Annotated in this window: 6 protein-coding genes, 1 tRNA gene and 1 pseudogene; 2 read left to right on the top strand and 6 right to left on the bottom strand. The window is 60.6% G+C overall.

What is annotated here, in order from left to right; all coding sequences use genetic code 11:
- Together RKP46_RS00040 and RKP46_RS00035 are read left to right on the top strand one after the other, a co-directional pair.
- The coding region (locus RKP46_RS00040) for a hypothetical protein (protein WP_311104727.1) at window positions 1–785 on the top strand (785 nt) is incomplete at its 5' end.
- Window positions 786–817: 32 nt separating this feature from the next.
- Window positions 818–894, top strand: a tRNA-Pro gene (locus RKP46_RS00035).
- 104 nt (window positions 895–998) lie between these two features.
- Here the strand turns inward: RKP46_RS00035 and RKP46_RS00030 are convergent.
- The 6 genes and pseudogenes from RKP46_RS00030 to RKP46_RS00005 all read right to left on the bottom strand — a co-directional run.
- Window positions 999–4,259, bottom strand: coding sequence for a type I restriction endonuclease subunit R (locus RKP46_RS00030; protein ID WP_311104726.1), 3,261 nt, complete (start codon window positions 4,257–4,259; stop codon window positions 999–1,001).
- Between the two features lie 19 nt (window positions 4,260–4,278).
- Window positions 4,279–5,514 (bottom strand): restriction endonuclease subunit S, encoded by a 1,236-nt coding sequence (locus RKP46_RS00025; protein WP_311104725.1) that lies wholly within the window; start codon window positions 5,512–5,514, stop codon window positions 4,279–4,281.
- The gene (locus tag RKP46_RS00020; protein WP_311104724.1) at window positions 5,511–7,616 is read right to left on the bottom strand and encodes a class I SAM-dependent DNA methyltransferase; all 2,106 of its coding nucleotides are present in this window, start codon (window positions 7,614–7,616) and stop codon (window positions 5,511–5,513) included. Before RKP46_RS00020 ends, RKP46_RS00025 begins: the two co-directional genes overlap by 4 nt.
- Window positions 7,617–7,867: 251 nt before the next feature.
- Entirely contained in the window at window positions 7,868–9,016 is a 1,149-nt protein-coding gene (locus tag RKP46_RS00015) for a Fic family protein (RefSeq protein ID WP_311104723.1), read from the bottom strand.
- Between the two features lie 134 nt (window positions 9,017–9,150).
- A complete protein-coding gene (yjjJ, locus tag RKP46_RS00010) occupies window positions 9,151–10,491 on the bottom strand; it encodes a type II toxin-antitoxin system HipA family toxin YjjJ (protein ID WP_311104722.1) in 1,341 nt (446 codons plus the stop codon).
- A 212-nt stretch (window positions 10,492–10,703) separates the two neighbouring features.
- A pseudogene (locus RKP46_RS00005) lies at window positions 10,704–10,787 on the bottom strand (NAD(P)H nitroreductase); the annotation flags it as partial.

The following is a 10,787-nucleotide window of genomic DNA, read 5'->3' as shown; positions in this document are numbered from 1 at the left end:
CGCACATGGCCGCCGAGATGGGCATCTCCAACCTGAGCGACCTCGCCATGGGCGGCTACCACATGGCCTACGGCGCCAAGGTGGGGCAGGATTCGCGCATGGCCATCAGCTTTGCGCAGACACCGATCGGCTTCTACGCCGGCAACCCGGCCTTCGGCGCCGCTTCCGGCAACTCGCCCACCGCCAACTACACCATGGGCTTCTCCAGCAAGCTGCGCGATGACCTCACCGCCGGTGTCTCCTTCAGCATGCTCGACGAAACCAGCGGCCTCCTCGGCAGCAGCTATTCCAGCAATTCCGCCATGGGCCTTGGAGGCAACCGCACCGGGCAGTTCGGTGTCTCGCTCGCCTACGCCTTCGACGACCACAACTCGTTGCTGTTCGAAGCCGGCGAAGCCGTCACCAAAGCGGCCGAAGGCACCGGTCTGCTCGCCGGCACCACGACGCTGCGCTCGCGTTCCTACGGTGTCACCTACATGGCGCGCCAGCTGGTCAATGCCGAAGATCGCCTCGCCGTCTCCCTCAAGCAGCCGCTGCGCGTGGCCTCTGGGCAGGTGGGCGTCGTCACGCCGTCGATCGATGCCGACACGGGCGTCGCGCGTTACGGCGTGGAAATGGTGAGCCTCGTGCCCAGCGGCCGCGAACTGGATTTCAAGATGAACTACAGCACCCCGATCAACAAGGTGCAGTCGCTCTCGTTCCAGCTGGGCGCGCGCAAGGACGTATTCAACATCTCCGGCAATAACGACTTCGCCGCCGGCGCGACCTGGACCGCCGCATTCTGACCAAGGGTTGTGCTATACTCCGCGCCTCGTGTCGGGGCGTAGCGCAGCCTGGTAGCGCACTTGCATGGGGTGCAAGGGGTCGCGAGTTCGAATCCCGCCGCCCCGACCAGTAACAAAAGAAACGGCCAACCTTCGGGTTGGCCGTTTTGCTTTTGGGGTTCATGAATAGTCTTTTCGTCAGCAGGTCAGATGTGTCGACTTGGAAGCAATCCGTTACGCAGCCCAGCGGCGATGGTGGTTTGCGTAATCAACCGCCAGATCGAAAACGTTGTCACATTTCTGCTTGAACGTCGCGCGGTCGTAGCTTTCCGGCAGTGCCTCGTCGAGCACTCGTTCGATTTCCGAGCGTACCTGCTGCATCGACTGCCGATCCTTGAACCAGTCCTGCACGAGCAGTTTCGGATGCTCCTCGACCAGTCGCTTCAGCAAACGCTTAGCCGATAGTTTGACGCGCTGCGTTTCCTCCTGCGTCATTGCGTCCTTCTTCAGCAGGTCGAACAGCTCCAGCTCGTCCTCGCTCAGACCTTCGCGAATGTGGCGCTCTGCTTCTTCCTTGAGCGCCTCGGCGAACGCCGACAGTTCCTCGTAGTAGTTCTCGGTTGCCGTAGCCCCGGAGTTGTATGCGTCGATCACACGCTGCAGGCGCTGTACGAAGTCGACGCGCGTCGCATTCTGCCCCAGCATCTCGGCCAGCTTCTTTTGCAGGAAAGCCCGCAGGTCGGCGATAGCGATGTGTTTGAACGGCGCCTGCTTGAATTCCTCTCGCAGCTTTTCTACATCGACCTTGCTCAGATCCCACGCCTTGCCACGCTGGACGATCTGATATTCAGCTTGGAACTGCTTGGCCTTGAAGGCCTCGGCGTTATCCACCACCACGCTCTCGTCGAGCAGCGCAGCGAGTCGTAGCGCAGCGCTATCGACATCCGTCTGCTCGACGATGCTATCCATGATTCCGCGCAGATACTGGAAGGCGGAAACCATTCTTCCCTTGCCCTGCCCGAACACTTCCGGCTTGCAGGCCTCGTAGAGCGAGCTGATGGTGTTTTCATAGACGTTGAAGGACTTGCGCAGCTCGTCCGTCGCCAGCATGGCGTCGGCAAACGCGTTGAACTGGCCCAGCTTTTCGAATACATCGCCGCGGTCCAGCACGCCGCGCAGATTGACCTCCTGCGTATCGCAAAACGCCAGCCCCTGGGCAATGGCCTCGTCGAGCAGGGCGAACAACTCCTGCTTGTTGCGGACGGGCATATCGTCCTCGTCGTCGCCCGGCCCGGCGGCATAGTCCTTCAACGCCCGCTTCATGCGGCGGAAAACGTTGTAGTAGTCCACGATCTCGCCGTTGTGCTTGGCCACCCCGTTGATCTCATGGCCGGTCACGCGGTTGGCGCGGGCAATGGTCTGCATCAGCGTGTGGCCCTGCATGGGCTTGTCCAGATACAAGGTGCTCACCGTAGGCGCATCGAAGCCCGTCAGCCACATGGCGCAGACGAAGACCAGCTGCAGCGGATGCTCCGGGTCCTTGAAGTTGAATTCGATATCGTGGCCATGCTTGTCGAGTCGGTTCATCCGCTCGCGATGCGGTTTGATGTTGAGGCCCCGCTTCTCGAATTTCTCTTCCTCGCCCGCCTCTTCGCTGACCACCACGGCCATCTCCACACTGCGCATCCAGTCACGGATTTGCTTCAGGCGCAGGCGCTCGATGTCGTTCTTCGTGCCGTTGATGATGCCGGTGAGCTTCTTGATCTCGTCCTTCCACAGCGCCTGCACCTTGTCGTACATGGTCACAGCCGTGAACTTGTCGATCGAGATGACGATACCTTTGCCAAGATAGCCCCGGCGGGGGAAGTGATAAACGATGTCGCGGGCGATCGTCTCCAGCCGGTCATCGCGTTTGATAACCTCCAATTCCTGACCGAAGCGCTTTTCCAGCTTCTGCTGCGCGGCCTCGTCAAGGTTTTCGTCCTCGACGATCTCGGAGAACTCCTCGCTGAGGTCGTCGTTCTGGATCAGTACTTCCGGTACGCGCTTTTCGTAGAACAGAGGCACCGTGGCCCCGTCCTCCACGCTCTGCTGGAAGTTGTATTCCGAAACGTAATCGCCGAACCAGGCGTTGGTCTTGCGCTCCTGGCCCAGCAGGGGTGTGCCGGTGAAGGCCAGATAGGCGGCATTCGGCAGACCCGCCCGCATGTTCTCGGCCAGACTCGCGTATTGCGTGCGGTGGGCTTCGTCGACAATGACCACGATGTCGTCGCGATCCGATAGCAACGGGTAGTCCTTACCCTTGTCGTAGCGGAACTTCTGGATCAGCGTGAATACCACGCGCTTGTTCTTGCCCAGCATCTCGCGCAGCTGGGCGCTGTCTCGCGGTCGCACGTCGTCCTTCGGGCCGACCACGCCGGTGTGCAGGAAGTTGCGGTAGATCTGGCCGTCCAGATCGTCGCGGTCGGTCACCACCAGGAAGCTGAAATTGCCGGCGAGCTTGCGGAAGATCTTGCGGGTGTAGAACACCATCGAGAAGCTCTTTCCGGAGCCTTGGGTGTGCCAGAACACCCCCAGCTTGCCGCCCAGCTCGCGGCGGCGGACAAACTGCGCGAAAGCGTTGTTCACCCCGATGAACTGGTGGTTCTGCGCGATAACCTTCTGCGTTTCCCGATAGAACACGCAGAAGTTCTCGACGTAATCGAGCAAGCGTTCCGGCACGAGCAGGCCCAGCACCACCCGTTCCACGCTCAGGCCTTGTTCGGCGATGGCCTTGCGGTCCAGGGTTTCCTTCTCGTTCTCCACGCGCAGCCAGGCGAAGAAGTGCTCCCACCGTGCGGTCAGGCTGCCCACCTTGGTTTCGATGCCGTTGGAGAGAAGACACAACGCATTAGCCACGAAGAGCTGCGGAATCTCGGCCTTGTAGGTGGTGAGATTGTCGTCGAAGGCGGCACGCAGCTTGACGTTGCTGTTCTTCAGCTCGATGAAAACCAGCGGCAGACCGTTCACGTAGAGCAGCACGTCGGGGCGGCGGTAGCCGAACTCGCCCCGAATCCACAATTGGCTGACGACCAGGTACTCGTTGCGGCCGGCTTTCGGGTCAGGCTCGTCGAAGTCGATCACCTTCAGTCGCTCGGTCACCGTCTGCCCTGCCTGCGGGCCACTCTCGGGCTTGTAGGTGACGGGCACGCCATCGCGGATCAGGCCGTCCATCTCGCGGTTGGCGGCCACCAGGCTCATCGCCGTGCGCGGCTGCAGCAACTGGCCCATGGCCTGGTCCACCGCATGGGCCGGAGCCTGAGGGTTGAGGCGCTCGACGGCGGCGCGCAGCCGGTCGGCCAGGATCACCTCGCGCTTGTCGCTACGGCCCGAGCCATCGTTCAGCTCATCGGGCTGGGCGGTATAGCAGTTCAGCGCGTCGAAGCCGCACAGGTGCTGCAAGCGCTGGATCAGCCCCTGCTCGATGTCGTCTTCCGAAATGAAATTTATCGCCACCCGCTCCCCTGTTCCGCCCTTAAGTCACCTGCATCGACTCTGCGTTCATGCTGGGAGGATATTGTATATCGAGCTGATCGACGCGGAGCTTGCCGGAAATAAGGCGGGGCAAGAGCGTATCGCGCATCGCTATTAGTTGGGTAGTCGACGCATACAGTGTTGCCAGTTGAGAGTCGATCGGCACGACGATGTTCTGGAATCTTTGTATGAGTGGCGTTGGAGGATTTAGGATCGGGTGGCGCTTTAACTCATCTTTACCAACGGAGTTGAAGATGGAGCCGTTTCCAATCATGTCTTCGTTGGCAAATGTCACTTTTAGCAAATAGAACAGGAAGCTATTGAAGTCCTGTTTATGTCGCATGGCGGCTAAACCACGTCCAATGATCAGGTCAGTATCGGCGATGTTCAGGCGTCCAACAGGCGCGCGCACGCTAAAAAGAATATCCCCAGACTTTGCTCGTCGCCCTTCGCTGGAGCAGAAGACCTCATGAGTAGGATATCGATCTCCGTAGGTGCCGACGCCTTGGTGAAAAGGCAAGCCATCACCGATCTCGTTGTAATACTCGGAGCTTGGACTTTGGCCCATGACGAAGCTAGCTATAGAGCCGAGATTGGATGGCGACCATCCCGCGGGAATACCCTTTTCTGTTTTTACTCTCTCGCACCCCGGAAACCGCATTCGCACAAACCACTCGCGGTATATTTCTTCGGCCATGGACTCCAGCAAGGCAATGCGGCGCTGGTTGTTGGCGATCAGATCATCAATTGAACTCAGAACGGCTGCAACCTTACTTTGGGCGGCCAAGTCGGGTATCTTCACTTTGATTGCCGAAAAGACCGTCTTGTTGATGATTGGCGTCGCCGCGCCACCAGCAAAGGTCTGGAAGGTCTCTGATATCCCCTTACAGAGGTAATAGATGTAATCCGGATCAAACCGACGGCTGTCAACAATCACGCTGTTGATCTGCTGGTTCGTGAACGACGGTTGGTCAGTCATGACGACCTTCCCAATCGTAGCTCCTATGCAAACGACGCAAACCGCCTTCGGAGGCAGCAAGGCGTTGCGCAAAGTATTTGCTCCAGCCTCTGATAAGTAACGTTCCGTCTTTGCAAGCTTGGACGTGTTGTCGATATCACTTGGCGTGATGAAGGGGTACGAATCGCCAAACTCTTCGGGTCGATCGCTAGATGGCGTCTTACCAGTAACGACTTTGCCAAAGTCACTAATCCGTACCGTCTGCCAGGCCGCAGTCATTTCAACAAGGCCTCCAAATTTGCTGCAACCACTTTCGAAAGTGCTTGACTGTCTTCCGTTAGCTCCAGCAGTTTGGTTTGACTCGCTGAGAGCGCCTCCAGAAATTCCTCTTCCGTCTTGCCATCCTCTTCGATCACCACCCCAACATAGCGCCCCGGATTCAGCGACCAATCCTGCTCCTTGATCTCCTCCCGGCTGGCGAGCTTGCACAGGCCGGTTACGTCTTCGTAGCTGGCCTTGGGAAAGCGCTCCTGTAGCCAGCTCACGTGCTGGTAAAAGAGTTCGGCGGCTTTCATTTCGTCGTGCAGCGCCTGCACCGCTTCCTTTACCGCCTTGGTCTGGCGGTTGGCGGTAACGCGCTTGCCCTCGGCCTTGGCGGCTGCGGCCTTGCGCTTGTCCATCTCGCGGAGGGTCTTGTCGAGCGCCTTCACCGCCGCATGCAGGCCGTCGAAGAAGGGCGAGAAGCGGGCGCGCTGCGCGTGCTGCGCCTCGTTGCGGTCTTCGATGCCGTGCTTCTGGCCGCGGCTGCGTTCGTGCTGCGCCTGCGCCTTGTCCAGGTCCGCCAGTTGCGCCCATTGGGCTTCCAGGTGGGCAATGGCATCGCGGGCGGCCTGGGTGGTCTGTTCGTCAGCCTCTTCGGCGAGGACGGCCAGCAGGCGGTGGTTCAGGCCGGGTAGGTGCTCGGCGGCCTCATGCAGTTGGGCAATGCCTAGGCGCAGGTAGCGATCCACCAAATCCACGAATTCCTGCCGACGCCCCTTGTGGAGGCGCGGGATGATGGCGATGTTTTGGATCTGCTCGTCGGTCAGCTCGCGGTGCGCCCGGTCCACCTGGGTGAAGATGTTACGGGCATCGATGAACAGCACCCGCTCGTCGGTCTTGCCCTTGTCGAAGAACCACAGGGTGGCCGGCAGGGTGACGGTGTAGAACAGGTTGGACGGCAGGGTGAGCATGCCGTAGATCAGGTTCTGCTCGATCAGGGTCTGGCGAATATCGGCTTCGGAGTGGCGGGCATCGGAGGCCGAGTTGGCCATAACCAGGGCCGCGCGGCCGCCTTCTTTCAGTGAGGTGGCGAATAGGTTGATCCACAGGTAGTTGCCGTTGGGCACTGTCTCGACGGCCTTTTCCTTACCGTCCTTTTCTTTCTTACCCTTGGCCTTGGTCTTGTTGCGCGGCACGCCGTAGGTGTTGAAGCGCTTGTCTTTCTCTACCGCGTCGAGCGTGACATCGTCCACGTTGAAGGGCGGATTGGCCATCACGTAGTCGAAGGTGCCGAAGGCGTTGAAGGGGTCTTCGTAATAAGTGTTTGCCTGCTTGATCTCGCCGCGCAGGTTGTTTACGGCCAGGTTCATCTTGGCCAGCTTGACGGTTTCCAGCGTCTTCTCGGTGCCGCAGACGTACACGTCCAGATCGGCGGCCTTGTCGGCCTGGTGCTGGTGGATGAACTCGGCCGACTGCACGAACATGCCGCCTGAGCCGCAGGCCGGGTCATAGACCTTGCCGCCATGGGGTTCGATGATCTCGGTCATCAGCTTGACGACGGAGCGCGGGGTGAAAAACTCGCCGCCGCCTTGGCCTTCGCTCAACGCGAAGTTGGCGAGGAAGTATTCGTAGATCTGGCCGAACACGTCGCCGGCGGCGTCTACCGGGATGTCCGAGAAGAGCTTGAGCAGGTCCTTGGGGATACCCTTGTTCTTGTCGCTGCGGGTGAAGCGGTCGTATTCCTCCTGCGGCAGCACGCCCAGCAGTTCGGGTTTGCTCTTTTCGATGCTGGCCATGGCGCGACGGATGGCCTGCGCGATGTTTTCCTTCTCGGGCAGCTGCAGCAGGTAGTCGTAACGGGCGTAGTCCTGAAGGAAGAAGCCGCACTTCTCGATAGCGATTTCCTCCAGGCTCTTTTCGCGCCGCGTGCCTTTGAGCTTTTCGTATTCCTGCACGATGGCGGCTTCGTGCTGGCGGTACTTGTTGTCGGCGAACTTGAGGAAGATCAGGCCGAGCACGGGCGTGCTGTATTCGCTGGCCTTGAGGTCGGAGTTGGCGCGGAGCTTGTCGGCGGCAGCCCAGAGGTCGCGCTCCAGTTTTTTGAGTTGGTCTCTAGTCATGTGCGGGGTTCGAGTGATTTGCCATCAGCGTTTACTTGGTTGTTTACCTAGATCAGGGATCGGGTTGATCCAGGGGCATCATTACCCCTCTTGGGTTTATGTAGTGTTGGAAAGACGGGTCCGGCGGGGTATAAGGCGTTTGATCAGCCTCGCGTACGCTCGAACAGTGCTGATAGCACATTGTAATTCATTGCAGTTTGGGGCAACGGTAGATGGCACAACGGCAGGACGGGCCTGTGGCTTAACTTTCTCTAGCTAGTCAGAAGCTCCACATAGGCCTGATAGCTGAAACACCGATTCTTCTTCTGCCCCGTCAGCTCAACCACGATCCCCAAGCTTTCCAGCAACTTCACCGCCGCCGTCGCCGTCGGGAAGCTGGTGTCGAGGGCTGAACGCACGCGCTCGATGTTGAAGCGCGGCATCATCGGCAGCAGTTCAAACAGGCGGTAGCTTGCCGGGGTGGCCTTGGGCGAGGCGAGCAGGCGGCGCCGATCCGCCGTCACCTGGCTGGCAATGGCGACAATGCTGCGCTCGGCCTCGCCTGCTGCCACGGCCACGCCTTCGAGGAAGAAGGCGATCCAGCCTTCCCAATCCCCATCGCTGCGGATGGCGCCAAGCCGCCGGTAGTACTCGGCCTGATGCTGCTTGAGGTAGGCGCTGAGGTAGAGCAGCGGCTCGGGCAGCAGTTGCCAGTGCTCCATCAGCGCCGCGATGAGCAGGCGACCGATACGTCCGTTGCCATCGAGGAAGGGGTGGATGGTTTCGAACTGCGCATGGGCGAGGGCGATGCGCACCAGCGGCGGCAGCTTGGCGGCCGCCGGGCCGTGGATGAAATGTTCCAGGTCGGTGAGCAGCTTGCCGATCTTGTTGGCCGGTGGCGGCACGAAGACGGCGTTGCCGGGGCGGGTGCCGCCGATCCAGTTCTGCGAGCGGCGTAGTTCGCCCGGCTGCTTGCCCGATCCGCGCACGCCTTCAAGCAGCAGCCGGTGGGCGTCGCACAGCAGCCGCATGCTCACGGGCAGCCCGGCGGGGTTGCGCAGGTTGTCCTGCACGAGGCGAAAGGCGCGCAGGTAGTTGGTGACTTCCTCGACGTCGTCGGTGTTGCCGATGGCGAAGCCGGCTTCTTCGTCGAACAGATCGGTGAGCGTGGCCTGCGTGCCTTCGATCTGCGAGGTGAGCAGGGCTTCCTTGCGGATGGCGCCGTAGAGCAGCCAATCGACCGAGGGGACGAGGCCGGATACGCCGGAGAGGCGCGCCAATGCCAGTTCCGCGGCACGGTTCTGCGCGGCAAACGCTTCGGCCGCAAGCGCCGGCTTGCTTGGCGGTAACGCATGCGGCACGAACGCGCGCACAGATTCGCCGAGCGTGGTGGTGGTCAGGTAGGTGCCGGTGGTGCGCATGGGTTTCAAGGCGTTCTTTAATTTGACGATTGCTTATTAAAGCATGCTTTAATGTGAATCGGCAAAGTGAAGATCGCTTTAGCACCGATTCGCATTGAAATGCTCCCCGGTAGCGACGCGTCCGCGCCTGGCGGCTATCCGAGGCGGGAAATGCTTCGGCTCGCGTCATGAAGATGCAGGGCCAGTGCCTCTCTGCATCGGTCGAATCTCGGCGATAGTTCAGTGCAATTTTCGACCCTCTCAAGGTATTGCCCCGCGAGTTCTTCGGCCTGTCTCCAAGTGCCGTTATCAACTTCCGGAATCAGCCTGGCGGGCTGCAGGGTATCTCGAAGCGTTCCTGCGCTTGTGGGGCAGAAACCCATCGGCAGCATGTCGTAGGCGGGTGCGAGCGCGCAGGGTGGGCCGCTGTCGCTGATGAACGAAAGGTTGCCGGGGTGCATGTCGGTGTTGCCGATGAGCGTCCCGAAGGCGTAGAGCAATGCTGCCGTCGCTGTTGCTTCGGGCCTGACGATCCTGGCTGCTGCGAGCCGGGCAACAATACTTGGCCATGGTGCCGCGCCGGCGCCGACGAATTCGGCATCCAGTGCGGCGAGCGAGAATACGCCGTGCCGCCCGGCTTCTCCTTCGCGGTCAAATCGTTCCACTTCGAGAAAGCGCTGTGCGCCGGCGTCGATCAGGCGGGTGGTCACTGCAGGGATGCCTGCGTCACGCAGGGTTTCGAGCGCGAGATGTTCTGCCAGCAGCAGATCGCGCCAACGCTCGGTGATCGGGTTGTCGTCGGTACTAGTGAATTTGACGATCACGTGGCGAGGCCCGGCGGGGGTTTCTGCGCAGGCGGTGAATTTGGGTTGCTCGCCGCCGGCCGATGAACCGGGCAGATCGCCGCGAGCGGCTTCTTCGGCGAGGCGACGGTAGGTTGCTGTCTTTTCCAGCAATCCGATCGGCGTAGTGGCGTGACTCAGGTATTGATTCCGCGCCTCTTCGCCGAGCAGCAGGTTGCCGATGGCGTCGTGCCCGTGCGCGATCAGGGCACGCAGTGCGTGAGTGTCGCTCCATTCCGCAAGACCTTGGGGCAGGCCCAGCCGGGCGGCATGGCGCGCCGCATAGGCGCGGCCGAGAAAGCCCTGCGGACGCATGTCGAGCAGCCACCACGGCAGACCTTCGCTGTAGCCTTGCTTTCCATCCTCGTGTTGCATCACGAAGCCTTCGGGGCGTACGGGAATCAGGGTGCCGAGCAGGTGCAGTTTTCCCGTATCGCTGACGCGGTGGACGGGGATCTCCGGCAGTCCGCGAGCCGGGTCGCGCAGGGCATATTGAATAGCTCGCCCGCTGCCGAGGCGGAGGGTGGCGTCGCCGAGTTTGGCCAAAACCCTTGAAACGGTCGGCTGACTTATCCCAATTATTTCAGATAGTTGCCGCGCCGTAACCGGGCCGCGACCGAGCAGGAGGCGAACGGCGTCGGAATGCTTGCCCATGATTTGAATAGATAAATGAATAGAAAAGTGAATAGAAACAAATCATAGAGGAAAGCAACAGGGAGTCAAGCGCAGCGTTGCGCCGGAACGGAGGAGCAAGGGGGCTGTGGGGAATTCCAATCCGGGCATCGTCATGCCCGGATCGGGCGGGCGATCCCGGCCGTCGTGTCTGAGGGAGACTGGAGTGGCGGCCGGGTGTCGTGGAGCGACGATCAGAGCGCGGTGATAACCGTCTCCGTCGCCAACCGCGACTTCGGCAACTTCGCATTGAAATCCTCCGCGCTGCGATAGCCCAG

Source organism: Accumulibacter sp., assembly GCF_031732815.1.
Lineage (GTDB): Bacteria > Pseudomonadota > Gammaproteobacteria > Burkholderiales > Rhodocyclaceae > Accumulibacter.
This window is presented reverse-complemented; position numbering and strand designations above follow the sequence as displayed.